Origin of the sequence: Pseudomonas sp. HY2-MNA-CIBAN-0224 (genome assembly GCF_040310285.1) — a bacterium.
GTDB lineage: Bacteria > Pseudomonadota > Gammaproteobacteria > Pseudomonadales > Pseudomonadaceae > Aquipseudomonas > Aquipseudomonas helleri.
Map to the genome: position 1 here is coordinate 38,528 of NZ_JBEOPQ010000023.1, position 25,694 is coordinate 64,221.

Sequence of the window (25,694 nt, forward strand, 5' to 3'; positions counted from 1 at the left end):
GTTCAAACGATGGTGAACAGCGGTTGGTCGAACTCAACCGGCTGACCGTTTTCTACCAGGATGGATTCAATGACACCGGCTTTTTCAGCGGTGATGTGGTTCATCATTTTCATCGCTTCAACGATGCAAATGGTGTCGCCGACTTTAACGCTCTGGCCCACTTCTACGAAGGCTGGCGAAGTTGGCGCTGGCGTGCGGTAGAAGGTGCCGACCATTGGCGACTTGACCACAAAGCCGTTCAGTTTTGGAGCAGCAGGTGCTTCAGTCACGGTGGCAACCGGCGCAACAGCCACTGGCGCAGCAGCCGGAGCTTGTTGCATTGGTGCTGGTGCGTAGAACTGTTGAGCTGGGGTCTTACTGTGGCGGCTGATGCGTACGGACTCTTCGCCTTCTTTAATTTCCAGCTCGTCGATGCCGGACTCTTCCAGCAGTTCGATCAGTTTCTTGACTTTACGGATATCCATGAATCGTCAACTCCCAATGGGTGGGTCAGGGGCGTTTAGCTTGTAGTTCAAGCTGTTCCAGGGCGGCCTCCAAGGCCAGTCGATAACCGCTGGCGCCAAGGCCGCAGATCACACCTACCGCAACGTCGGAGAAGTAGGAGTGATGGCGGAAAGGTTCGCGTTTGTGCACGTTAGACAAATGCACTTCGATGAATGGGATGCTCACCGCCAGCAGCGCGTCACGTAATGCCACGCTGGTGTGGGTAAAAGCAGCCGGATTGATCAAGATGAAATCCACCCCTTCATCGCGGGCCGCATGAATCCGGTCGATCAATTCATACTCGGCATTACTTTGCAGGTAGAGCAAATGGTGACCGGCGTCGCGTGCCCGCTGCTCCAGATCCTGATTGATTTGCGCCAGGGTAGTCGCGCCGTAAACGCCCGGTTCGCGGGTGCCTAGCAGGTTCAGGTTGGGGCCGTGCAGAACCAGAAAAGTCGCCATCTGCTGTTCCTTGTCATGTGTGCGCAGTGATCAGTGCCGGGCGACTATGCCGAAAAGCTGAATCAGTGTCCAGTTGTGTACAAAAGCCAGCACGATGACCGATGTTCGCGAAAAGTTTGTGACCAAGGCTCTAGATCTGGTCATTCGCGTTCGCGACACGTTCGGCGAAGTCCGCTGCATTGATCTCGCCAATGACCCGTTGGTCACTTTTTTCCTGGCCATTTTTGCCGAAGAACATCAACGCCGGTGGGCCGAACAATTGGTAGTGATCGAGCAGGGCACGCTGCTCGGCATTGCTGGCGGTCATGTCGAAGCGCACCAGCCGGTAACCCTTGAGCAAGTCCAGCACACGCGGGTTGTTCAGCACTTCATGCTCAAGCACTTTGCAACTGATGCACCAGTCGGCATACCAGTCCAGCAACAGCGGCTGGCCAGCCGCCTTGGCCTCGGCCAGCACGCTGTCGAGTTGGGCTTTGGTGCTGATGGTTTGCCAGTCACCCGCAGCTTGCGGTGCGCCGGTGATACTGGCGTTGCTAGCGGTTGCAGGGCCCAGTGGGTTGAACGGATCACTGTGACCGCTTAATGCGCCGAACCAGCAGGCCAGCGCATACACCAGCAGAAACAGCCCGAGCAGTTGCGCCAAACGTTGGCGCGGGGCTTTGTAGATGAACTCGAGTGTGCCGAGAAACAGGCTCACCCCGGCCGCCAGTACACCGATCAACAGTAACGTCAGCGGGCCGGGCAGTACCCGGCTAAGCAAGCCTATCGCCAGACCCAGCAGCAGCACGCCGATGGCGTTTTTCACCGTGACCAGCCACGGCCCGCTTTTCGGCAGCCAGGCCGCGCCGCCAGTGGCCACCAACAACAGGGGGGCGCCCATGCCCAGGCCGAGAGCGAACAGCTTCAAGCCGCCGCCCAGTGCATCGCCGCTGGCGCTGATATACAGCAAGGCCCCGGCCAGCGGGGCAGAGACGCACGGCGACACCAGCAGGCTGGAGACCACGCCCAGCACCGCTGCGCCCCACAGCGAACCGCCCTTGGTGCGATTGGCGACGCGGTCCAGACGGTTGCTGATGGCCTGCGGTAACTTGAGTTCGAATACCCCAAACATCGCCAAGGCAAAAAACCCGAAGAACAGCGCAAAGGGCACCAGCACCCACACCGATTGCAGGCGGGCCTGCAAATTCAGTTGTGCGCCGAACATCCCCATCAAAGCGCCCAACAGCGCAAAACAGGCCGCCATCGGCAGCACGTAGGCCAGCGACAAACTAAAACCACGCAGCCCGCCAACCTGGCCGCGCAACACCACGCCCGACAGAATCGGCAGCATGGGCAGCACGCAAGGGGTAAAGGTCAGGCCTAGCCCAGCGAGGAAAAACAGCGCCAGATCGCGCCAGTTCCAGGACGTTGCGGGCGCATTCGTGCTTTCAGTGGCCGTTGGCCCCGGTGTGCCAGCGATGCTCAGGCGTTCGGTTTCAGGCGGGTAGCACAACCCCTTGTCGGCGCAGCCCTGGTAGCTGACCACCAGCGTGAACGGGCGTTGATCGTTGGTCGGGCGCGGGATATCGACATCGAGAATGCCGTGATAGACCTCCACGTCGCCAAAGTACTCATCGTGTTTTTGCTCGCCTGCGGGCAATTGCGGTGTGCCCAGCGCGATGTCAGCCGGCTCGGTCTTGAAGGCAAAGCGATGGCGGTAGAGGTAATACCCTTCGGTTGGCACAAAGCGCAGTTTGATCGTCTCGGGGCTGCTGTCGATCAGGTTCAGCTTGAAGGCTTCGCGCACTGGCAAAAAATCGGCACTGTTATTGATCGCCCCCAAGGTTGCGCTGGGGCGCGAGTCCAGCAGGCCCGTGGCCATGACCGGCAGGGTAAACAGCAGGCAGAGAACAAAGAGCAGGCGGCGCATAAGAATCTCGCTGATAAAACGTGCGGGCATGATAACGGAGTGGCCAGGAGCGTGCAGATCGGTAAATTTGTAGATCCTCTCCTCCAGAGAGCCGCGTAGCCAGCAGACTGCCGAAAATAGTCAGAACACCCCAATCGGTTCCCTCTCCTGCGGGAGAGGGCTAGGGTGAGGGGCAAAAGCCAGATCAAAAGATCGCGAGGTAAGCTCGCTCCTACAGGGGGCGGGGGTGGGGTTTGGCCGGGAGGTCTTTGATGATGAATTTCAAGTTAACGTCATTGCGTTTATAGACCCATGAAAGACGTCGGTCAGTGCCTTTTTCACAGGCTTTATCCATGACACCAACCAAAATGATGGTAATGCTGATGCCTTCTTCCATCGGTATTTCACATTTCACTTGTTCATACTTCAACGCCCCCAACGGCTGATAGGTGAAGTCACCGGTACTTTTAAAGACATGTTTTTTTAAATCACCAAGCGCCACGTTAGAAGTAGCCGGCAGTGAAATAAAACGCAGTACAGCGCTCAAGGCTTCAGCTTCAGGCAGTTCATACGAGGTGGCCGCAAGCGGCAGAATCAGGCACGGCCGCACGTTCTGGCGGTCCGGCGCGCAGGGGTAACCGGCAGGATAGTCAATAATGACGGCTATATAGCGCGACTGGTTTTCAATGTGCAGCGTTGCGCTTTCACTGAGCGGCAAATACAGAGCAAACACTAGAAGAATGGTTTGTCTCATGGCGCACCTGTTGATGTCGTACAGGAAACAGCCTGTTTAAGCGCTGCCTAATACAACATCAATTTAATATCACTCCTGACAGCAATAGATACTGTCAGAAGTAACAGGTACACCGGCTTTAGGGCTGATTCATACCCGAAAGGCTTGCACCGCGGTATTAAGTTCGCCCCCAAGTTGCAACAGTTGCTGGCTTTGATTGCGGGCAATACCGATGCGTTGCAAGTTGTCGTCGCCCAATAAATGGATGCGCTCACTGTGATCGCGGATCTCACTCACAGCGCCGCTTTGTTGCGCAGTGACGTCGGCGATACGCACCGACGTGTCGGAGATGGTGGTAATGGCGCCGACAATTTCATCTAGCGCGCCATCGGCGTCCTGGGCCTGTTGTGCGGTGGCTTTGGCATGCTCCACCTGCGCGCGCATCCCTTCAACCGATTGGCGTGCGGCCAGTTGCAGCCCGGCAATCAGGTTCTGGATTTCGTTGGTCGCGCCTGCGGTGCGCTGCGCCAGGGAGCGGACTTCTTCGGCGACCACGGCAAAGCCACGGCCCATCTCGCCCGCACGGGCAGCTTCAATGGCGGCGTTGAGTGCCAGCAGGTTGGTCTGGTCAGCGATAGAGCGAATCACTGTAAGAACGCCGCCAATGGTGGCTGACTCTTCGGCCAGGCGCTCGACTGTCTGCGCGTTGCCTTGCACTTCGCCCACCAGCGCATGAAGCCCGGTGAGGCTTTGCCCGATCACCAACTGCCCTTGCGCCACGGCGGCGCCTGCACTGCGGCTGGCGTCGGCGGCCTGGCTGGCATCGCCGGCCACTTGGGAAATGGTCGCCTCCAGCTCACCCAGGGCGTCGCGAATTTGCGCGGTGTCACCGGCCTGACGCTCGGCACCGCCGTGCAAATCGGTGCTCAGTTGCGCCAAGGTCTGGCTACTGCCCGCGACTTGCTCGGCGTTCAGGCGGATGGTGCCCACCAGGTTCACCAGATAAGCCCGCAGGCGATTCAGTGAAGCCTCGATGTCATGCAGTTCGCGGTTGGTTTTGCCCAATTGAATGTCGCGGCTGAAGTCGCCTTCGGCCCACGTCGAGAGCATTGGCGCCAGATAGGTCAGCACCCGTGCCAGCTTGCGTTGCAGGGTGTCGATCAACAGCGCAATCAGCAGGATCAGGCCAATCATCAGGCCTTGCATGAGCCGCACTTCGTCTTGAATCTGCCCGTGCTGGGCGCGGACCACCGGCTCCAGTTCGGCGATGGCGTGTTGCACGGCGTCGAGTTTGCGGTGCGTGGTGGTGCTCAACTGGGTGCGTTGTTCGATCTGCGTCTGGGTGCGTTTAAGCTCGGCCGGGTAGCGGCTCAGGAGGTTGTTCAGCTCACGCTTGAGGTTGACCCCGGCATCTTCGGTCTGAGTGCTCTGGTTGGCTTCGAGGCCCATCATTGCGGCGAAATCGTCATTGCCCGAAGTGCTTTTGCTGCTCACGCCAAGCAGGGGCAAGGCGTCGATTTGCTGCGCCTGGGCCTGGATGCTGGCCAGTTCGCGTTCTACATCACCGGCCAACTCACTGCGCCCGCTGCTGACCAGTTTGTCGCGGTTCAACGACAGCTTGGCCAAGTGCAGCGCGGCGGTCATCAGCGGCGGTAAATAGTGCGGCGCTTCTGGGGTATTGGCTTCGCTGGCGTATTGGCTGAGTTGTTCGAGGTTGGCGGCCAGTTCGCGCTCGGCTTGCAGCAACAAGGCTTGTGGGTCGCCGGCCAGTTTGCCCGCTGCCAGCAACTCGATATTGCTGAAGCTATTGAGGTTCTCAAGGCTGGGGCGCACGGTCTCGGCCAGCGCCGGTGGCAGCGGGGCAAGCTGACTTTGGAGTGTCTCCAGGGCGCTGTTGGCTTCGCTCAAACGCACCGCATCGCCACTGGCCAAGTAGTCTTCGATGTTGCGGGCGACCTGGTTTTGAAAATGCTGCGACAGGCTCAAATAGCGCTCCATCAACAGGTACGGGCGTTCCAGCGCCTGTTGCGACCACCATAAAGTAGCGCCCAGCGCGAGGCACACGGCGACCAGCAACAGGGTGTTGAGGTTGGTTAGCAGCTTCAGACGCATAAGAGATTCTGCCTACTACGCAGTGAGAAGCGGCTGAAGTTATTGCATTTAAGTTACAGCGATATGACGAGCCGGCCTGGCTCGGCACAAATAGTGGCGATTAGCCTTTATCGGGTGAAGCGTTGCACCTGATTGCGCCCATTGTTCTTTGCGAAGTACAGCGCCTCATCGGCTTGTGACGCCATTTTCAGGCTGTCGGACTCGCCGTGCAGTTGCACCACCCCTGCACTGAATGAGCACCACAGATCGTTGGGATGGGCCGGGTAATGGATTTCGCAGAAGCGCTGGCGAATCAGGTTGAGCACGTTGTAGGCCGACTCTTGATCGGTGTCGGGCATGACAATCGCAAACTCTTCACCGCCATAGCGGCCAATAAAGTCGGTCTTGCGCAGGCGCTGCTTGAGGTACAGCGCGAGGCTCTTGATGACGCGGTCGCCCATGGGGTGGCCGTAGCAGTCGTTGACCCGTTTGAAGTGGTCAAGGTCGAGCATCGCAAAACTCAAGGGGCGATTTTCACGGCGGGCGCGGAAGGTGCAGTCTTCGAGCAGTTGCAGGATGTGTGTGTGGTTAAACAGGCCGGTCAGGCTGTCGCGGACCATGCGCGCTTTTAAATGCCGGGCCCGGGCGGCGCGGTTGCGCACGGTGGTGATGAGGTGACGGGGCTGGATGGGCTTGGTCAAAAAATCATCACCGCCCTCGCTCATCGCATCGAGCTGTTTGTCCATGTCGTCTTCGGCTGACAGGTAAATGATCGGCACGCTGACGTAGCGATCATTGTGGCGAATGACTTTGGCCAGCTCGGTGCCGGTGCAGGTCGGCATGTACATGTCGAGGATGATCAGGTCGGGTTGAAAGTCCGCCAGCTCGGCCATGGTTTGAATTGGCTCGGTCAGCGTGCGGGTGATGATCCCGGCGCTGTTGAGCAGGCGTTCGGTGTGCAGCGCCTGCGCCCGCGAGTCGTCGATGATCAGCACTTTATACGGTTCGTACTGCGCCACGCAGGTCAGCACCTCGATCTTCTCCATCAGGCTGGAGACTTCGAGCGTGCCGGTCAAAAACGCTTGCCCACCGGCGCGCACGGCGGCCAGGCGGGTGGGGGTGTCGGTTTCATGCTGGCTGAAGAACAGCAGTGGCAGCTTTTGTTCAAGCCCGACCTGGACCTCTTCGGCCAACGCCAGGCCCTGGCTGGGGCCAGCGAAATCGACTTCCATCACGATGGCCGCCGGGTGGCGCTCGATCATGGCCTGACGAAAGGCGCCGGGGCTGTCAAAGGCCACGGCACTGAGTTCAAAAAACTCCAATTGCGTGCTCAGGCGCTGAGCGCGTTCATGGTCTTGCAGGAGGATGTAGATCGGTTTGCGCAGCGGCGGCAGGGCGGTGTGCCCGAGTTGATCGCCGTGGCGCAGGCCGGTGCGCGACAAGCGTTGCATCAGCCGGTTGAGTTCGGTGATCAGCGGGCTGCTCAGTCGGCCGCGATTGTCGGCCACCTGTTGCAGCACCGCGTCGGTGGCCTGTGACAGTTCGCGGTGCTCGGGCTGGTCGAAGCGCTCGGCAAAGCGCAACAGGCGCAGGTTGGCTTCGCTGAACTCAGCGAGGCCTGCGGGTGACCATTCCTGAGTCTGCATGCGCTGCCAAATTTCAAGAATCTGACGGGCTTGGTGCGTAACGCGCTGGGCGAAGTGGTACTTCAGGCGTTCGTGGCTGAGGTCTTCTTGCTCGGTCATATCCTGGCTGCTGGGTAAGGGGCATGCTGGGGTCGAGTAATGGCTCTATGCTAGCACCTAGTGTTGGCTTGAACCGGCCTTACCTTGAAATTAACTCGCCCACACCGATATTAGCCATTGACCGCCCTTGCGTAGGCGTGGCTGCATGCATGTTTTATAGTGCCGGGCCGACCAGGCCCTGCGGTGTCGGCACTTAGCCTAGCCGTGATTAAAAATCGTGCAACAAGGCACGATGAGGTAGGGTTGTGGTCGAACTGTTGAATCAAGCATCTGAAAGGACATAGCCATGCTGGACTGGAAAAAACGAGAGGGCGACAGCGCCCGCGAGTCGGTCAAGGATACCCAAGCAAAGCCGCGTGGCTATTTCAAAAGTATTCTGCTGAGCCGCTCGATTGCCATGCTGGTCGGCATTTATGTGGTGGTGTGCCTGGGCCTCGGCTGGTACTGGAGCCGCGAACCTGACCTGTTCCCGGTGCAGCAAAATGCACAGTTGGCGGCTGAAAAAAGCGGCCAGAAAATGGTTCCGGGCTCCACCACCGTAGAAACCCTGAAAACCGTAGCCGGGACCTTGCTTAACAAGCCGGGAGGCTACTTGTCCAACGACCGCTTCCCGCCGGGTGTCTTGCTGGACAACATTCCGAGCTGGGAATACGGCGTGCTGGTGCAGGTGCGTGACCTGACCCGTGCCCTGCGTAAAGACTTCGCCCGTTCGCAATCACAGTCTGCCGAAGACGCCGATCTGGCCAAGGCCGAGCCTCGTTTCAACTTCGACAACAAGAGCTGGATGCTGCCTTCCAGTGAGTCGGAGTACCAGGAAGGCATCAACTCCCTGAGCCGTTATCAGGCGCGCTTGTCTGACCCGGATCAGAAAAACGCCTTGTTCTATGCCCGTGCCGACAACCTCAACAACTGGTTGGGTGATGTGGGAACGCGTCTGGGTTCGCTGTCGCAGCGCCTGTCGGCCAGTGTTGGTCGGGTCAAACTGAACACCACGCTGAAAACCGAAAGCCTGCTGCCGGGCCAGGTGCCTGTGGTGGACGAAGAAATCGTTGAAACCCCATGGCTGCAAATCGACAACGTGTTCTACGAAGCCCGTGGTCAGGCGTGGGCCTTGTCCCACCTGCTGCGCGCCATCGAAGTTGATTTCGCCGATGTACTGGCTAAAAAGAACGCCACGGTCAGCGTACGGCAGATCATTCGTGAGCTGGAGGCCGCCCAAGAGCCGGTCTGGAGCCCGATGATTCTCAATGGCAGCGGCTTCGGTATTCTGGCTAACCACTCGCTGGTCATGGCCAACTACATCTCGCGGGCGAACGCGGCGGTCATGGACCTTCGTCAATTGCTGTCGCAGGGCTAAAAGATGGCAATCTCCACTTTAGAGGCCGCGCACCGTGCGGCCTCTGATGTCGAACAGGTGGTCTGGGTGGACCGCGACGACCACGTGCTGGGCGCTTTGCCCCGGTATGAATTGCGCGAGCGCAGCCTGATCGGGCGTGGCACGTTCATCCTGTTGTTCAATTCGGCGGGCGAGCTATGTGTGCATCAACGCACCCTCAGCAAGGCACTGTATCCGGGCTTTTGGGACGTGGCGGCGGGCGGCATGGTCGGCGCGAACGAGACCTACGAAGAGTCGGCCGCCCGTGAATTGGCCGAAGAATTGGGCGTGAGCGGCATTGAGCTGACGGCCCACGAACGCTTCTACTTTGAGGCTCCGCAAAACCACCTGTGGTGCGGGGTGTTTTCCGGGGTCTGGGACGGCCCTTTGCAGGTGCAGCCCGAAGAAGTCCAGCAAGCCTTGTTCATGCCGGTGGCCGAGGCTTTGCGCCTCAGTGAGCAGCAGCCCTTTTGCCCGGATTCGCTGGATGCCCTAAGGCGTTATCTGGCGCAACCGTCTTCTTTGTAGTCGCTGCCGAAGGCTGCGATTGGCTGCGCAGCGGCCCGCTTCTCATGATCGCGCGATAAGGTGCTTCGGCTCTTATCGCAGCCTTCGGCAGCGACTACAGGGGGAGTGTCAATTTTTACGCCAATTGGCTATTGGGCCTCGGCGAATTTGTCGTTACACTGCGCGACCTTTTCAGGCTCAGGTGCTTTTGCGCTTGAGTTGCGCTGCCCCTGCCAGAGTGGGGCTTCGCGGTCGGTACACCTTGGCGCAAGCGCGTCATGCACCGGCCAATTTTTTGTCCTCCATATGAGGATTGCCGGTGGCCAAAAAAGCCGCATCCTTCGCCGCCCTGGGTGGCCTGGTATTTTCCACCGACGCAGGTCGTCACTGTCCAGACTGTCGTCAGCCAGTAGACGCCTGTACCTGCAAACAAACCCTGATCCCTGCCGGTGATGGCATTGCCCGCGTGCGCCGCGAAAGCAAAGGCCGCGGCGGCAAGACGGTGACGACCATCACGGGCGTACCGTTAGCCGAAGACGCACTTAAGGAGCTGGCCACCACGTTGAAAAAACGCTGTGGCACAGGCGGTGCGTTGAAAGACGGCATCATCGAGATCCAGGGCGACCACGTTGAGCTGTTGATGGCCGAACTGGTCAAGCACGGTTTCAAAGCCAAGAAGTCCGGCGGCTAGCAGCCTCTGTCAAAACCACCGCGTCGTTGTCTTGCTGCCTGAAAAAGGCCCGGCAAGGGCGGCTGCCATGGTTTTCACAGAGCCTGTTATTGCGGGTTTCTAAACTCGGCGCTGTTGTCAGGGTCTACCCTGAGCAGACTAATCGTCATTTTTACTCATTAGACTGCGCCGACCTGGTCACAGGTTTGGCTACTTGACTTATATATAGGGGACTTCGATGTCCGTACGACGCACACGCAAAGACGATGGCAGCCAATGGACAGTTGCGGATAGCCGCAGTGTTTACGGGATTCGCCATTGGGGGGCCGGGTATTTCGCGATCAATGAAGCCGGTCGCGTAGAAGTCCGTCCGAACGGCCCGAACAGCTCGCCCATCGATCTGTACGAGCAAGTCGACGAACTGCGCCAAAGTGGCTTGTCCTTGCCATTGCTGGTGCGTTTTCCAGATATTTTGCAGGACCGTGTACGCCAGTTGACCGGTGCTTTTGATGCCAACATCGAGCGCCTGGAATACCAGAGCCAGTACACCGCGTTGTACCCGATCAAGGTGAACCAGCAAGAAGCTGTGATCGAGAACATCATCGCTACCCAAAACGTTTCGATTGGCCTTGAAGCCGGCTCCAAGCCAGAGCTGCTGGCCGTGCTGGCGCTGGCCCCGAAAGGCGGCACCATCGTCTGCAACGGTTACAAAGACCGTGAGTTCATTCGCCTGGCCTTGATGGGCCAGAAGCTCGGCCACAACGTGTTCATCGTGATCGAGAAAGAGTCCGAAGTGGACCTGGTGATCGAAGAAGCGGCCTCGCTCAAGGTCAAGCCACAGGTCGGCTTGCGCGTGCGTCTGTCGTCGCTGGCGTCGAGCAAATGGGCTGACACCGGTGGTGAAAAATCCAAATTCGGCTTGTCGGCTGCGCAGTTGCTGTCGGTGGTTGAACGGTTCCGTGGCGCCGGTCTGGACCAAGGCATTCGCCTGCTGCACTTCCATATGGGTTCGCAGATCGCCAACCTGGCCGACTACCAGCACGGCTTCAAAGAAGCGATCCGTTACTACGGCGAACTGCGCAACCTCGGCCTGCCGGTTGACCACATCGACGTGGGCGGCGGTCTGGGCGTTGACTACGACGGCACGCACTCGCGTAACGCCAGCTCGATCAACTACGACATGGACGACTACGCCGGTGTTGTGGTCGGCATGCTCAAAGAGTTCTGCGACGCACAAGGCCTGCCGCACCCGCACATCTTCTCTGAAAGCGGCCGTTCGCTGACGGCGCACCACGCCATGCTGGTGGTGCAAGTGACCGACGTTGAGAAGCACAACGACGACGTGCCAGAAATCGAAAACAAAGAAAGCCTGCCCGAGACCGTGCAGTGGCTGGTGGACCTGCTGGGCCCGACCGACATTGAAATGGTCACCGAAACCTACTGGCGCGCCACGCACTACATGAGCGACGTGGCCGCCCAGTACGCTGACGGCAAAATCACCTTGTCGGAAAAAGCCTTGGCCGAGCAGTGCTACTTTGCTGTGTGCCGTCGCCTGCACAACTCGTTGAAAGCGCGTCAGCGTTCGCACCGCCAGGTGCTCGACGAACTCAACGACAAGCTGGCCGACAAATACATCTGCAACTTCTCGGTGTTCCAGAGCCTGCCGGACACCTGGGCGATTGGCCAGGTCCTGCCGATTCTGCCGCTGCATCGCCTGGACGAAGAACCGCTGCGCCGCGCCGTGCTGCAAGACCTGACCTGCGACTCCGACGGCAAGATCAAGCAATACGTCGACGAGCAGAGCATCGAAACCAGCCTGCCGGTTCACGCGCTCAACGAAGGTGAAGACTACCTGCTGGGTATCTTCTTGGTGGGTGCTTACCAGGAAATCCTCGGCGACATGCACAACCTGTTCGGTGACACCGACTCGGTGAACATCTACCAGAAGGCCGATGGCAGCGTGTACCACGCCGGTATCGAGACCCACGACACCATCGAAGACATGCTGCGCTACGTGCACTTGTCGCCCGAGGAGTTGATGACTCACTACCGCGACAAAGTGGCCAGCGCCAAGATCAGCGTCAAAGAGCGCACCCAGTTCCTCGACGCCTTGCGTCTGGGCCTGACGCGTTCGTCTTACTTGTCTTCGTAAGACTCAACTGACCCGTAGGAGCGAGCTCGTCTCGCGATCTTTTGACCCTTTAAAAGATCGCGAGGCAAGCTCGCTCCTACAGGGATGTCACGGGGTAAACCAGCGGATTCGCGTGGCGTACAGCCCCAAAATCCCGCTGCGCAGCACCATAAACAGTAAGAAACTTATCCACAGCCCGTGGTTGCCATCGCCTTGCAAGGCCAAGGCAACGGGGAAGGCAATGGCCACGCTCAACAGCATCGCATTGCGCATTTCACGCGCGCGGGTAGCGCCGATAAACAGCCCGTCCAGCAAATAACTCCACACCGCAATCAGTGGCAAAACGGCCAGGTACGGCAAGTACTGGAAGGCGGTTTCGCGCACGCTGGCAATGTCGGTTTGCATCTCGACAAACCAGTGCCCGCCCAGCAAAAACAGCAGCGCAAACAGTGCGCTGGCGAGTAACGACCAACCACACGCAACCACCATCGACCGGCGTAACGCCGTGCGATCACGGGCGCCGATGGCATGCCCGCACAAGGCTTCGACCGCGTGGGCCAGGCCGTCCAGGGCGTGGGCCGTCAACAGCAAACCATTGAGCAGCAGCGCATTGGCCGCCACGGTGGCGTCACCCAAGCGGGCGCCTTGCACGGTGATGGCGAAAAACACCGATTGCAGCAGCAAACTGCGGATAAAAATATCGCGGTTAACCCCTAGCAGCGGTTTCCAGTTTTGCCAGACGCGCAGCGCGCCCCAGGCCATTTTGCCCGGATATGCCCGCAGTGCGCCGCGTGTGAGCCACAGGCCGAGCAGGGCGCCGCTCCATTCGGCAATCACTGAGGCCCGCGCTGAACCGACCACGCCCCAGTCCAGGCCGAGAACAAACCACAGGTTGAGGGCGATGTTCATCAGGTTGGTGGTGAGCAAAATCGCCAGCGGCGCCCGGGCGTTTTGTGCCCCCAAAAACCAGCCCACCAGCGCATAACTGGCCAAGGAGGCGGGTAGGCCAAACAGCCGGTTGTGAAAGAACGCCAGGGTCATGTCATGCAGCTCGGGCGAAGGCTGCATCACACTCAACGCCACGCGGCTGAACGGGAGTGCAATGGCCGCCAGAAACAGCGAAAGTCCCAGTCCCAGCAGCAACCCTTGCACAAGGATTTGCCGCAACGCGGTGCCATCCCCGCGCCCGGCCGCTTGTGCGGCAAAGCCCGTGGTGCCCATGCGCAGAAAGCCCATCATCCAGGCCAGATAGATATACAGGCTGGCGCCCACCGCCACCGCGCCCAATTGATGCGCATGGGGCAAATGGCCAATCACCGTGCTGTCGACCAGCGCCACCAGCGGCACAGAAATATTCGACAAAATCATCGGCGCAGCCAGCGCCCACACCCGGCGATGGGTCGGACGGTCGCGCCAGTCGGCTAACAGAAAAGACATGCAGGCTCCTTTGAGGACCGGCATTGTAGAGCGAATGTTTACTCGGGCGGGTTTTGATTCACAACCTGTGGGAGCCGGGCTTGCCCGCGATTGGGGCGACGAGGGGCGTCAGGCAGATCGAGTTGTTGGCATCGCGAGCAAGCCCGCTCCCACAGAGTGGGCGTCGCGAACCAATTTCGTATTCCCCGGTCAATCTGACCAGCGCGTCTGCCGTTCGCGTCACGCTGTTATATAGTCGCCCCTTCACTGCCACGACAATGAGTACACCATGCTTAACAAAGGACTGTTTCTGGCTTGCGCGCTGGCGCTGCTCAGTGCTTGCGATTCTTCTTCATCCGGCAAGCCCGAGACGCCCAAACCTGCCGCCGTCACGCAGGCCGCCAAGCCGGTGCAAGACCCCAAGGTGCTGGCCGAGCGCTTTGCCGGGCGTGAGTTAAACGTGGTGGATGTCTCTGAAGTGCAGCTGGACGGTGCCAGCACGCTGTCGGTGAGTTTCTCGGTGCCGCTGGATCCCAAGCAAAACTTCGCTGAAAAACTGCACCTGGTCGATGCCAGGACCGGCAAGGTCGATGGTGCCTGGGAGCTGTCGGATAACCTGATGGAACTGCACCTGCGCCATCTTGAGCCGCAGCGCAAATTGATCCTCACCGTCGACCCCGGTTTGCGTGCCGTCACCGAGGCGACGCTGGCCGCCGAGTACATCAGCCGTCTGGAAACCCGTGACCTGCAACCCACCGTCGGCTTTGCCAGCCGCGGTAACTTGCTGCCGACCCGACTGGCCGAAGGGTTGCCGGTGATCGCGCTGAATGTCGACAAGGTCGACGTTGAGTTCTTCCGCGTCAAACCCGAATCCCTGCCTGCCTTTCTCAGCCAATGGGGCCGCAACAGCAGCCTGCAAAGCTATGAAGCCAAAGACCTGTTGAGCATGGCCGATCTGGTCTACGGCGGGCGCTTTGACCTGAACCCGGCCCGCAACACTCGCGAAACCTTGATTTTGCCCACCTCGGGGATCAAGCCGTTGCAGCAGCCGGGCGTGTACCTGGCGGTGATGACCGCGTCCGGCAGCTACAACTATTCGACCCCGGCCACCTTGTTCACCCTCAGTGACATCGGCCTTTCCGTACACCGTTATCAGAAGCGTCTGGATGTGTTCACCCAAGCGCTGGAGGGCGGCAGTGCCTTGGCCAATGTGGATCTGGAGTTGCTCGACGGCAAAGGCAAAATGCTCGCCCAAGGCAAAACCGATAAACAAGGCCACGCCGAGCTGGCCTTGCCGCCCAAGGCCGAAGTGCTGCTGGCGCGTCAGGGCGATCAGACCAGCTTGCTGCGCTTGAATACGGCGGCGCTGGATTTGGCCGAGTTCGACATCGCTGGCCCGCAGGCGCACCCGCTGCAATTTTTTGTGTTTGGCCCGCGTGACCTGTACCGCCCCGGCGAAACCGTGCTGCTCAATGCTTTGCTGCGTGATCGCGACGGCAAGCCGGTCAAGCCGCAACCGGTCAGCGTAGAAGTACGTCGCCCGGACGAGCAAGTCAGCCGCAAGTTCGTCTGGGAGCCAGATGCCTCGGGCTTTTACCAGTATTCGCTGGCACTGGCAGGCGAGGCGCCGACCGGGCGCTGGCAGTTGGTGTTCGACCTGGGCGACGGCAAGCCGCAGTTGTATGAATTTTCGGTCGAAGACTTCTTGCCGGAGCGCATGGCGCTGGAGCTCAAAGGCAGTGACACGCCGCTACGTCCTGAGCAAAACCCTGAGATTCAGGTCACGGGGCGTTACCTGTATGGCGCCCCTGCAGCGGGCAACCGTTTGAGCGGCCAAGTGTACGTGCGGCCCCTGCGCGAGGCAGTCAGCGCATTGCCGGGTTATCAATTCGGCTCTGTCACCGAAAACGAGTTGACCCAGGACCTGGAGCTGGACGAAAGCGTGCTCAACGCTGATGGCAAAGAAACCCTCACCATTGATAGCCAGTGGAGCGAAGCCAAGTCGCCGTTGCAGGTGATTGTGCAGGCCAGCTTGCAAGAGTCCGGTGGCCGCCCGATCACCCGACGTCTGGTGCAGCCGGTCTGGCCAGCCGATCGCTTGCCGGGGCTTCGCGGGTTATTTGACGGGACTGAAACCGATGGCGATGGCCCGGCCGAATTCGAGCTGTTGGTAGCGGACACTCAGGGCAACAAGCTGGCGGCTGAAAACCTCAAGGTGCGCTTGGTGCGCGAGCGGCGTGACTACTACTGGAACTACTCGGACAGCGACGGCTGGAGCTATCACTACAACGAGAAGTTTCTGAACCTCAACGAAGAAACGGTCAGCGTAAAAGCCGGAGAAACCGCCAAGGTCAGCTTCCCGGTGGAGTGGGGCCCGTACCGTGTCGAGGTCGAAGACCCGCAAACCGGGTTGGTCAGCAGCGTGCGCTTCTGGGCCGGTTACCGTGCCCAGGACAACGCCGAAGGCGGCGCCGTGCGCCCGGATCAGGTCAAGCTGGCGCTGGACAAGGCCGCGTACCGCGATGGCGATACCGCCAAAGTCACGGTCACGCCGCCCGCTGCGGGCAAAGGTTATCTGCTGGTCGAAGGCAGTGACGGGCCGTTGTGGTGGGAAGAAATCGAAGTGCCGGCTGAAGGCAAAACCTTCGACATCAAACTCGACCCGACGTGGGCGCGCCACGATTTGTATGTCAGCGCGCTGGTGATTCGTCCCGGTGAGCGTAAAACCAATATCACCCCAAAACGTGCCGTGGGCGTGTTGCACCTGCCGCTTGACCGAACCCAGCGCAAGTTGGCGCTGACCCTCGATGCGCCTGAAAAAATGCGTCCCAAACAACCGCTGACGGTGAAAATTCAGGCTAAAAACGCCGACGGCAGTATTCCCCAGCAAGCCCATGTATTGCTGGCAGCGGTGGACGTCGGGGTGCTGAACATTACCGATTACCCGACTCCGGATCCGTACGCCAGCCTGTTTGGGCGTAAGGCCTATGGCGCCGACCAACTGGATATTTACGGGCAACTGATCGAAGCCGGGCAGGGCCGTCTGGCCAGCCTCGCATTTGGCGGGGACGCGGCCTTGGCCAAAGGCGGTAAACGCCCGGCCACCAGCGTGAATATCGTCGCGTTGCAAAGTGCACCTGTCACTCTGAATGCGCAGGGCGAAGGCGAAGTCAGCGTCAACATCCCGGACTTCAACGGCGAACTGCGCTTGATGGCGCAAGCCTGGACCGATGATCGCTACGGCATGGCCCAGGCCAAAACCGTGGTCGCTGCACCCTTGGTGGCCGAGTTGGCCGCACCGCGCTTTTTGGCCGGGGGTGACGAGACCCGCTTGGCGCTGGACCTGTCCAACCTGACCGACAAACCGCAAAAACTGAACGTCACCCTCAACGCTGACGGCCAGCTCAACCTGCTGGGTGAGGCCACGCAAAACGTCACGCTGAGCCCTGGCCAGCGCAGTACGTTGCAGATCCCGGTCAAGGCGCTGGGCGGTTTTGGTACGGGCGTAGTCAAGGTCACGGTGAGTGGTCTGGACCTGCCGGGTGAAACCCTGGCGCCGTTCAGCCGCGAATGGACGTTGGGCGTGCGCCCGGCGTACCCGGCGTTGCTCAAGCATTATCGGGCGGCGCTCACGGACCAACCGTGGAGCCTGCCAGAAGGTGAGTTGCAGGCCTTTGAACCGGCCGGGCGCGAAGCCTTGCTGAGCCTGTCGAGTCGCCCGCCGTTGAACCTGGGCGAACAGATTCGTGCGCTCAAGGCGTACCCGTATGGCTGCTCCGAGCAAACCACCAGCGGCTTGTACCCGGCGCTGTACGCTGACGCGGCGTTGCTCAAACGCCTGGGCTTGGAAGGTGAGCCGGACGCCGAGCGCACCCGCAAAATTGAGCTGGGGATCGAGCGCCTGCTGGGCATGCAGCGCTACAACGGCAGCTTTGGCCTGTGGGGCGCAGACGGGCAGGAAGAGTATTGGCTGACCGCTTACATCACCGACTTCCTGTTGCGCGCCCGTGATCAGGGCTACGCCGTACCGGCCGATGCGTTGAAAAAAGCCAACGAGCGGCTGCTGCGGTATGTGCAAGAGCGCAACCTGATCGAAGCCGACTACAGCGACAACCTCGACCACACCCGCTTTGCCGTGCAGGCCTATGCGGCGCTGGTTCTGGCCCGCAGCCAGCAGGCGCCGCTGGGCGCATTGCGCAGCATCTTCGAGCGCCGCAGCGATGCGCGTTCAGGCTTGCCGCTGGTGCAACTGTCGATTGCCTTGCAGAAGATGGGCGATCAGCCGCGTGCCGATCAGGCGTTGTTGGCCGGGCTGGCGGCCAAGCGCAAAGACAATCAATGGCTGGGCGATTACGGCAGCCCGCTGCGTGATCAGGCGCTGATTGTGGCGCTGCTGGAAGAGAACAACCTGATGAGCGGCCAACGTGAGCAGCGTGTGTTTGAGTTGTCAGATTCGTTAGCAGCCAGCCGTTGGTTGTCGACTCAGGAGCGTAACTCGCTGTTCCTGGCCGGGCGTGATCTGTTGAGTAAGCCAGAAGCCAAGTGGTCGGCGCAGCTCACCAGCGGCGAGCAAACCCGCGAGCTGAATAACCAGCAATCGGGCCTCAAGCTTGACGGGCTATTGCTGACGCAGCCGCTGACGTTGCGCAACGAAGGCAGCGACGCGGTGTATCAACAGCTGACGATTTCGGGTTATCCACAGCAGGCTCCGGCGGCGGGAGGCGAGAACATGAGCATTCGCCGCGATTACCTGGGCATGAATGGCGAGCCGCTGAACATCAAGGCCCTGAAGAGCGGTGATCTGGTGTTGGTGCACGTGGCGGTCACGGCCAAGCAGGCGGTGCCGGATGCGTTGGTCGTCGATTTGCTGCCTGCGGGGCTTGAACTGGAAAACCAGAACCTGGGGCAGAGTGCGGCCAGCCTTGAAAATGCCAGCACCGAGGTCAAGCAATGGCGCGACGCGATGCAATACGCCAGCGTGCAGCATCAGGAGTACCGCGATGACCGTTACGTCGCGGCGGTCAAACTGGACGGCTATGGCACCACGCACCTGCTGTATCTGGCGCGTGCCGTGACGCCGGGCACCTATCGCGTACCGCCGCCGCAAGTGGAGTCGATGTACCGGCCCAACTGGCAGGCCGTGGGCGAAAGCCCCGGCGAGATGGTGATCAAGGCCCGCTAATCCAACCCCCTGTAGGAGCGAGCTTGCCTCGCGATCTTTTGATGTTTAAAAGATCGCGAGGCCACGGCGTCAGTTAATAATCCAGCTCAACACCCACAGCCCCAGCAGCAGCCAGATTACGCCGCCGATAATTGAGGCGCGCATAAAGGCGCGCACGGCGTTGTACAAAAACAGCAGCCCGAGCACCAGCACGGCGATGCTGACGATGGAGGTGTCCATGCCCAAGGCGCGGGCCATGCCGTCGATAAAGTTGCTGCCCGCTTGAGTGATCATGGTGAACAGGCCGCTCAAGCTTTCGACGATCCAGCGAACGACAGTGCCCAACCACAGGCCCAGATTTCCAATAAAGCTTTCGACGTGCATGGGGATGTCCCGATCAATAAGATGGCCACTGTGCCAGAGATACCCCTTAGGCAACCAGACCAGGTGCAAAGTTGCGTAATGAGTAATGCTTAAAAAGATCGTGCTGTGGAGCACCTGCGGGCTGTTGCTGGCGGTTGCAGTGCTGTGGCTGGCCGACCGGCTGTGGCCCTTGCCGTTGCCCAAGGATGACTTGGCCCGCGTGGTCTTGGCCGAGGACGGCACGCCGCTGTGGCGCTTTGCCGATGCCAATGGCGTATGGCGTTACCCCGTGCAAACGGACGAGGTGTCGCCGTATTACCTTGAGGCGTTGCTGACCTACGAAGACCGCTGGTTTTATCAGCATCCGGGGGTTAACCCGCTGGCCTTGGGCCGGGCGGCCTGGCAAAACCTCAGTGGCGGACGAGTGCTGTCGGGGGGCAGCACCTTGTCGATGCAGGTCGCCCGTTTGCTCGATCCTCATGAACGCACGTTGCCCGGCAAGTTGCGCCAGTTGTGGCGTACGGCGCAGTTGGAGTGGCACCTGTCCAAGGCCGAGATCTTGAACCTGTACCTCAATCGCGCACCCTTTGGCGGGACGTTAAATGGGGTGGCGGCGGCCAGTTGGGCGTATTTGGGCAAGTCGCCGCAGCAACTCACGCGCTCCGAAGCTGCGCTACTGGCCGTGTTGCCGCAAGCGCCGAGTCGCCTGCGGCCTGACCGTCATCCCGAGCGGGCGCAAGTGGCACGGGACAAGGTGTTGCGGCGTCTGGCCGAGTATCAAGTTTGGCCGCAAGGGGCTGTGGATGAAGCGCTGGAGGAGCCGCTGTTGCTCGCCCCGCGACTGGAGCCGAGCCTGGCGCCGTTGCTGGCGCGGCGCTTGAATCGCCCGAACAGCCCGCCGCTGATCCGCACTACCCTGGACGCCAACCTGCAACGCCGCCTCGAAGACTTGCTGTTGGGCTGGCGGGCACGACTGCCCGAGCACACCTCGGCGGCGATTCTGGTGGTTGAAACAGACACCATGGCCGTGCGTGCCTACCTCGGCTCGGTGGACATCAACGATGCGCGGCGCTTTGGCCATGTCGACATGATCAGCGCCTTGCGTTCGCCGGGTTCGACCCTCAAGCCTTTTTTGTACGGCATGGCGATGGATGCCGGGCTGATTCATTCCGAGTCGCTGCTGCAAGACGTGCCGCGCCGTTACGGCGATTACCGCCCGGGCAATTTCTCGATGGGCTTTAGCGGGCCGGTGTCGGCCAGTTCGGCGTTGGCGTTGTCGCTTAACTTGCCAGCGGTGCAACTGCTTGAAGCCTACGGGCCGAAACGTTTTGCGGCCGACCTGCGCAATGGCGGCGTGCCGTTGAGTTTGCCTGCGTTGGCAGAGCCCAATCTGGCGTTGATTCTGGGCGGGGCCGGCAGCCGTCTGGAAGATTTGGTCAGCGGTTACAGCGCGCTGGCGCGGGGTGGCAAAAGCGCCAACCTGCGCCTGCAACCGCAGGATGAACTGGTCGAGCGGCGCATGCTGTCGCCGGGTTCGGCATGGATTATCCGACGCATCTTGAGCGGCCAGGCACGGCCCGACCGCGACCCGACCGCCGAGTTGGTGCAGCGGCCCAGCCTGGCGTGGAAGACCGGCACCAGTTATGGCTTTCGCGATGCGCTGGCCATTGGGGTGGGGCCGCGCTATTTGATCGGAGTGTGGATCGGTCGCCCGGACGGTACGCCGGTGCCGGGGCAGTTTGGTCTGGCCTCGGCGGCGCCGCTGATGCTGCAAGTGCACGATGTGCTGAGCAACCGCGACAGCCAGCGCGGCATCGTCGCGCCGGTGCAGCCCGTGCCGGGCAGCGTGGGCGTGGCGGCGATTTGTTGGCCGTTGGGCCAGCCGTTGAGCAAGAGCGACCCCAATTGCCGCCGCCAGCGCTTTGCCTGGACGCTGGATAACACCACGCCGCCGACTTTGCTGGCGGCGGATCAGCCGTTGGGCGTGGGCTTGCGCGAAACCCTGTGGGTCGATGGGCAAGGGCAACGCGTTAGCCCGCAGTGCCCTGGAGCGCAGCAACGCGACGTGGCGTTGTGGCCTGCGCCGCTGGAGCCGTGGCTGCCCCGGGTGGAACGGCGTGAGGCGCGCTTGCCGCCTGCCTCGACGCACTGCCCGCCACCGGCATTGAACTCGGTCACAGCGTTGTCGATTGTCGGCGTGCGTGAGGGGGACCGGTTGCGGCGCCCGGCCGCGAGCCAGGCGTCATTGCGCCTTACGCTGACTGCGCTGGGCGGTGATGGTCGGCGCTGGTGGTTCCTCAATGGCACCCCGCTGGGCGACAGCGGCCATCAAGAAGCGCTCAACACCACCCTTGAACAGCCAGGGCGCTATGAGCTGAGCGTCCTCGACGAAAGCGGGCAAACTGCACGAGTTGAATTCAGCGTCGTGGAGTAGGCCTCCCGGCTTGCAAATTTTTGAAAGATCAAAAGATCGCGAGGCGAGCTCGCTCCTACAGTTGTATTGCGTACGCCCGTAGCAGTTGACGAGCTTTGCGAGGCTACGTCCGGGCGCGCAGCGGCCGTAATAAGAGCCAAGATCAAAAGATCGCGAGCAAGCTCGCTCCTACAGTGAATTGGGGTTATCACTTTAGTGAGTGGGGTGATTTTTTTTGGTGAACGTGTTGATTTTTATGATTTTTAGTCTGCGCGAGGGCGCTGGTTATATAAGGGCTTAATACCAAGTAGTGAGTTGTTCAATACCCGCTCCGGCGTTGTGATGGAAGCCACGGATGAACGTATCTCTGACGTTAGAGCAGGGAGCCTTCGAACTCTGGCTAAGCAGGTGCAAGGGAATAATCATGAACACTCAACTGTGGTTAAAAACAAGTACAGCCCTTTTGTTAGTGATGACCGTCAGCCTGGCCGGCTGCCATAGCGGCGGTGGCGGTTCTAAAAGTCATGTTGAAGCCAGTACGCCCGATGCCGGTACGGGCGGCGCGGGTTCCGGCGGTGGTGATGGTACTGGTGGAGGTAGTAACGGTGGCGGTAACAACGGCGGTGGCGACGGCAGCGGCAATAACGGCGGCGGCAGCAACGGCGGTGGTAACAACGGTGGTGGCAGCAACGGCGGTGGTAACAACGGTGGTGGCAACAATGGAGGCGGCAATAACGGCGGCGGGAACAACGGCGCCGGCAACACGCCCCTGGTCACCGGGCAAGTTATCAGCCAGGTGAGCGGCGCTGTCGGCGGTGTCGGTTCGACTGTCAGCGACTTGGGCAACACCCTGACAACGGTGCCTGTGGTGGGCGTGGCAGGCGGGTTGGTGACCAACACCGGTAATGCGGTGACGTCCATCACCGACGGCCTGGACAAAGGCCTGGGCACGATTGGTACGGATAAAAACTCACTGGGCATCACTGTCGCTGGCGCAACCAATGCTGTGTCTGATATCGGCAAAGGGGTGTCCTCACTGGGCCAGGGCGTGAGCGGGGTGATCAATAACACACCGATCAGCCAGATCCCGATCGTGGGCGGCGTTGCGGGTAACGTCACGGATGCTACCGGCGGCCTGGTGAATAAAGTCGGGACCACGGTCACCATGCTCGGCAATACGTTGACCACCAATGTCACCAGCGGGCAATTGGGCCAAGTGACCGGCGGGGTCAATGACAAGGTGCTGGTGCCGGTGATTTCGCTGGCAGAAAAAACCACCGGGCAAATCGGCACAGCCACAGGGTTGGGCGCACCGGTTGACGGCCTGCTGAACAAAGTCGGTGGAGTGGTGGCCGGCGTCGGCAACAAAGTGACCGGCGTGGGCGATCAAAATCCGGTCACCAATCTGGTCGGTGGGGCGTTGGTCGGTGTCGGCGGTGTGGCTGACAAGGCGGGCGGTTATGTGAACCCTGCGGCTGGAACAGGCACCGGGACCAGTACAGGCACCAGCACAGGTATTGGGGGATTGCTGGGTGGCGTAACAGGTGCCGTTGGCGGTGCTGGTTCAGGCACCGGTACGGGCGCAGGCGGTGCAGTGAGCGGTCTGGTGGGCGGTGTTGCCGGCACGGTCGGCGGGGTGGTTAATACCGTCACCGGAGCGGGCGCTGGTACAGGCGGTGTGGGCGGCTTGCTGGGTGGCGGAGTGGGTGCGGTGGTGGGCGTAGGCGCCGGTGTCGGGGTGGGAGCAGGTACTTCGTCCTCAGGGGCGGGTGTCGGTGCCGGAGCGGGTGCCGCTGCAGGTGCTGGGGCGGGAGCGGGTGCAAGTTCGGGAACTGGCCTGGTCACAGGTTTGGTTGGAGGCGTGGTGGGCGGGCTGGGTAATTTGGGCAAGAAAAACTGACGAAATTGCACCTGGCCGGTTCGACGGCCATACCTACAACGCCTACGCTTGGTTGAGACGAGGGATTGTCATGAATCCCTCGTCTTTTTTTTGTATCCAGGTTGTAGGACTGCTGTTTGGACAGCGTCATTGCGTAATGGCGCGTCCAGGCCATTAAGCCGCTGTTGTTGACCATGGAGTGTCATATGCGAACTTATGTCCCGTTCTTGTTATTGGCCTTGGCCCCGTGCGTGGGTGCCGAACCTCTTCCACGCTACCTCAACAGCAACGAAACCCTGCAGTCGCTGCCCGCGCCCAACTTGCCGGTGGATGCCTATCGCCCGCAAACACCTGCGTTGAAGCTGCCCAAACCGGCCGCGACCGACGCCCAGCCCTTGATGATGAGCACCCGCCTGACCATCCGCAAATTGCAGATCGAGGGCGGCACGGTGTACCCGCTGCAAGAGCTGGGCGCCGCCTATAAATCGCTGCTGGGGCATGAAATTACCCTCAGTGAGCTGATTGAAGCGACGCGCACCATCACCCAGCGCTACCAAACCGATGGGTACTTGTTGTCGTACGCGTTTTTGCCGCCGCAGAACTTTGATCAGGGCCTGGTGCGGGTGGTGCTGGTCGAAGGGTATATCCGCGATTATCAGGTGGAGGGAGATGTCGGGCGGGTCAAAGGCTTTATTGATGAGCTGGTCGACAAACTCAAGGGTGAGCGCCCGCTGACCCGTAAAACCTTTGACCGCTATGCCACGCTGATGAGCCGTATTCCGGGGGTGACATTGCAGGCGCAAGTGCCGCCGCCGGGCACCACCGATGGGGCGGCGACGCTGCACGTTACGGCCAGCCGCAAACCCTTCACCACCGGCATGAACCTCGTCGAAGGCAGCCGCGACAGTACCCAGGCCTTGTTCAGCGTCAACAGCAACTCGCAAACCGCCATGGCCGAGCAGTTGACCGTGAGCGGGCTGTTCCCGCCGGGGCACGACAAAGAACACTACTACCGCATTTATTACAGCCAGTATCTGAACGCCGAAGGCACTCAGTTGAGCCTCTATGGCACGCGTTATCGCAGTGACCCGGCCACTAGCATTGCGACCAGTGACGGTTTTGAACTCAAGCCCCACCGCGAAAATGACCGCTTTTCGGTCGGCGTCAGCCACCCGCTGATCGTTGCGCCTGACCAATGGTTAAGCGTTGCGGGCCGTTTATACGGGGTGAACGATAAAACCGATTACGACATCGTCGGTTATTCGCAAACCATCAGCGAAAAAACCAATGTACGGGCTTTGGCGGTTGAAGGGGATTGGCGCAAGTCCACGGGCCAACAATTGCGTATTCTCAGCGCAGGGTTATATCAAGGGATTAATGGGTTGGGGGCCAAGACGGAAAGTAACTTGACCGGCAATCACTATGATCTGGATTTCTTTCGCTTGCGTGTGTCAGGTGTTAAAAGTGATACGTTTTTCGACAATTGGCAGGGCGTAGTATCGGGTGCTTTGTATTGGAGTGACGATACGTTGGCGGACAGTGAACGTGCCGTATTTGGCGGTCAAAATTTTGGCCGGGGTTATCCCGATGATCAAGCGTCGGGTGATAAGGGGTGGGGTGTGGCGTATGAACTCAACTACAGTTTCAATCGCGACGGTGAGTGGGTGAAACTGTTACAGCCTTATGCTGTATTGGATAAGGCGAAAACCTGGTTTAACGAACTTCCGCTTAAAGGTTCTGATATGTCATCTGCTGCTGTCGGGCTGCGTTTTGGCGATAAGCGTTATTACAATATATCGCTGGAAGTGGCCAAGCCCATGTCGGATATGGCGTTGGACAGTTTTAACCGTCGGCCGCGTTATACCTTGAGTTTTAGTTATCAGTTATAAGGATGTGCTTGTCTTGCGATCTTTAAACAATCAAAAGATCGCGAGGCAAGCTCGCTCCTACAGTAGTAGGTGGGGTTATGGGCGGACGGAGTAAAGTTTGGAGACGGGGAATAAGTAATTGAGGGTGTGGATCAACCGGTCGTGATAGATCGGTTTGCGGAACAAGTCCAGGACTTGCAAACGCAATAAGTCGCTGACATTGTCCATGTCGGCATGGCCGGAAATAACAATCACGGGCAAGTGTTGTCGAGCGGTGTGATTTCGCAGGCGCTGGATTAATGCAATGCCGCTTTCTTCGGGCATGCGCAGGTCCGTGATGACCAAGGCAATGTCCGGGTGAACGGTCAACTGCCGAAGGGCGAGTGAGACTGAGGTTGCCGTAAAGCAACAAAAGCCCTCGCCCTCCAGCAGTTCGGCCAGCTCCAGCAGAGCGTCCTCTTCGTCGTCTACCAAGAGAAGCTGTTGGCGTTTAGATCGGCTGTTCATGG

Annotated in this window: 17 protein-coding genes; 8 read left to right on the top strand and 9 right to left on the bottom strand. The window is 60.0% G+C overall.

Annotation, left to right across the window (positions count from 1 at the left end; all coding sequences use genetic code 11):
* Positions 1–2 precede the first annotated feature (2 nt).
* From accB to AAEZ03_RS12850, 6 genes are all read right to left on the bottom strand, one after another.
* Complete coding sequence (gene accB, locus AAEZ03_RS12825; protein WP_048366506.1) at positions 3–464, bottom strand: acetyl-CoA carboxylase biotin carboxyl carrier protein; 462 nt, start codon at positions 462–464, stop codon at positions 3–5.
* A gap of 25 nt (positions 465–489) precedes the next feature.
* Positions 490–945 carry a type II 3-dehydroquinate dehydratase gene (gene aroQ, locus AAEZ03_RS12830; protein ID WP_003439222.1) on the bottom strand — a complete coding sequence of 152 codons (456 nt, stop codon included), beginning with the start codon at positions 943–945 and terminating at the stop codon, positions 490–492.
* 130 nt (positions 946–1,075) lie between these two features.
* Positions 1,076–2,854 carry a protein-disulfide reductase DsbD gene (locus tag AAEZ03_RS12835; RefSeq protein WP_350579132.1) on the bottom strand — a complete coding sequence of 593 codons (1,779 nt, stop codon included), beginning with the start codon at positions 2,852–2,854 and terminating at the stop codon, positions 1,076–1,078.
* Between the two features lie 211 nt (positions 2,855–3,065).
* Positions 3,066–3,587, bottom strand: coding sequence for a hypothetical protein (locus tag AAEZ03_RS12840; RefSeq protein ID WP_350579135.1), 522 nt, complete (start codon positions 3,585–3,587; stop codon positions 3,066–3,068).
* Positions 3,588–3,716: 129 nt separating this feature from the next.
* Entirely contained in the window at positions 3,717–5,678 is a 1,962-nt protein-coding gene (locus AAEZ03_RS12845; RefSeq protein WP_350579137.1) for a methyl-accepting chemotaxis protein, read from the bottom strand.
* A gap of 107 nt (positions 5,679–5,785) precedes the next feature.
* Positions 5,786–7,402, bottom strand: coding sequence for a GGDEF domain-containing response regulator (locus tag AAEZ03_RS12850; RefSeq protein ID WP_350579140.1), 1,617 nt, complete (start codon positions 7,400–7,402; stop codon positions 5,786–5,788).
* A gap of 397 nt (positions 7,403–7,799) precedes the next feature.
* Between AAEZ03_RS12850 and AAEZ03_RS12855 the strand changes: the two genes are divergently transcribed.
* The 4 genes from AAEZ03_RS12855 (at position 7,800) to speA (ending at position 12,106) form a co-directional block, all read left to right on the top strand.
* Positions 7,800–8,759, top strand: coding sequence for a DUF2333 family protein (locus tag AAEZ03_RS12855; protein ID WP_502947927.1), 960 nt, complete (start codon positions 7,800–7,802; stop codon positions 8,757–8,759).
* Positions 8,760–8,762: 3 nt separating this feature from the next.
* Positions 8,763–9,305: an NUDIX hydrolase gene (locus AAEZ03_RS12860; RefSeq protein WP_123751229.1), complete on the top strand. Its 543-nt coding sequence runs from the start codon at positions 8,763–8,765 to the stop codon at positions 9,303–9,305.
* 298 nt (positions 9,306–9,603) lie between these two features.
* On the top strand, positions 9,604–9,975 hold the full coding sequence (locus AAEZ03_RS12865) for a translation initiation factor Sui1 (RefSeq protein WP_123751230.1): 372 nt from the start codon (positions 9,604–9,606) through the stop codon (positions 9,973–9,975).
* 217 nt (positions 9,976–10,192) lie between these two features.
* Complete coding sequence (gene speA / locus AAEZ03_RS12870) at positions 10,193–12,106, top strand: arginine decarboxylase (protein WP_153336580.1); 1,914 nt, start codon at positions 10,193–10,195, stop codon at positions 12,104–12,106.
* Between the two features lie 87 nt (positions 12,107–12,193).
* On the opposite strand, the gene AAEZ03_RS12875 is transcribed toward speA, so the two are convergent.
* Positions 12,194–13,522, bottom strand: coding sequence for an MATE family efflux transporter (locus AAEZ03_RS12875; protein WP_350579146.1), 1,329 nt, complete (start codon positions 13,520–13,522; stop codon positions 12,194–12,196).
* A 268-nt stretch (positions 13,523–13,790) separates the two neighbouring features.
* On the opposite strand from AAEZ03_RS12875, the gene AAEZ03_RS12880 reads away from it, so the two are divergent.
* Positions 13,791–18,683, top strand: coding sequence for an alpha-2-macroglobulin family protein (locus AAEZ03_RS12880; protein ID WP_350579148.1), 4,893 nt, complete (start codon positions 13,791–13,793; stop codon positions 18,681–18,683).
* Positions 18,684–18,752: 69 nt separating this feature from the next.
* Here the strand turns inward: AAEZ03_RS12880 and AAEZ03_RS12885 are convergent, their stop codons facing one another.
* On the bottom strand, positions 18,753–19,046 hold the full coding sequence (locus AAEZ03_RS12885; RefSeq protein ID WP_048366495.1) for a hypothetical protein: 294 nt from the start codon (positions 19,044–19,046) through the stop codon (positions 18,753–18,755).
* A gap of 85 nt (positions 19,047–19,131) precedes the next feature.
* On the opposite strand from AAEZ03_RS12885, the gene pbpC reads away from it, so the two are divergent.
* The 3 genes from pbpC (at position 19,132) to AAEZ03_RS12900 (ending at position 25,206) form a co-directional block, all read left to right on the top strand.
* Positions 19,132–21,459, top strand: a complete 2,328-nt coding sequence (gene pbpC / locus AAEZ03_RS12890; RefSeq protein WP_350579151.1) for a peptidoglycan glycosyltransferase PbpC — start codon at positions 19,132–19,134, stop codon at positions 21,457–21,459.
* A gap of 403 nt (positions 21,460–21,862) precedes the next feature.
* Positions 21,863–23,338, top strand: coding sequence for a collagen-like triple helix repeat-containing protein (locus tag AAEZ03_RS12895; RefSeq protein WP_350579154.1), 1,476 nt, complete (start codon positions 21,863–21,865; stop codon positions 23,336–23,338).
* A gap of 185 nt (positions 23,339–23,523) precedes the next feature.
* The gene (locus tag AAEZ03_RS12900; protein WP_350579157.1) at positions 23,524–25,206 is read left to right on the top strand and encodes a ShlB/FhaC/HecB family hemolysin secretion/activation protein; all 1,683 of its coding nucleotides are present in this window, start codon (positions 23,524–23,526) and stop codon (positions 25,204–25,206) included.
* A gap of 75 nt (positions 25,207–25,281) precedes the next feature.
* On the opposite strand, the gene AAEZ03_RS12905 is transcribed toward AAEZ03_RS12900, so the two are convergent.
* Positions 25,282–25,692, bottom strand: coding sequence for a response regulator (locus AAEZ03_RS12905; protein ID WP_048366492.1), 411 nt, complete (start codon positions 25,690–25,692; stop codon positions 25,282–25,284).
* Positions 25,693–25,694: the final 2 nt, after the last annotated feature.